This is a genomic window from Citrobacter sp. S55_ASV_140 (assembly GCF_018919505.1).
GTDB classification, from domain to species: Bacteria; Pseudomonadota; Gammaproteobacteria; order Enterobacterales; family Enterobacteriaceae; genus Citrobacter; species Citrobacter werkmanii.
On sequence record NZ_JAHLQZ010000438.1, the window covers coordinates 1 to 489 of the forward strand.

Below are 489 nucleotides of genomic sequence, written 5' to 3' on the forward strand. Positions count from 1 at the left end.
GGTTAGCTCAATGTATCGCTACACTTACACACCCGACCTATCAACGTCGTCGTCTTCAACGTTCCTTCAGGAGACTCTAGGTCTCAGGGAGAACTCATCTCGGGGCAAGTTTCGTGCTTAGATGCTTTCAGCACTTATCTCTTCCGCATTTAGCTACCGGGCAGTGCCATTGGCATGACAACCCGAACACCAGTGATGCGTCCACTCCGGTCCTCTCGTACTAGGAGCAGCCCCCCTCAATTCTCCAGCGCCCACGGCAGATAGGGACCGAACTGTCTCACGACGTTCTAAACCCAGCTCGCGTACCACTTTAAATGGCGAACAGCCATACCCTTGGGACCTACTTCAGCCCCAGGATGTGATGAGCCGACATCGAGGTGCCAAACACCGCCGTCGATATGAACTCTTGGGCGGTATCAGCCTGTTATCCCCGGAGTACCTTTTATCCGTTGAGCGATGGCCCTTCCATTCAGAACCACCGGATCACTA

Annotated in this window: 1 rRNA gene; it reads right to left on the minus strand. The window is 54.0% G+C overall.

Annotation, left to right across the window (positions count from 1 at the left end):
• A 23S ribosomal RNA gene (locus KQJ18_RS24925) occupies window positions 1-489 on the minus strand; the annotation flags it as partial.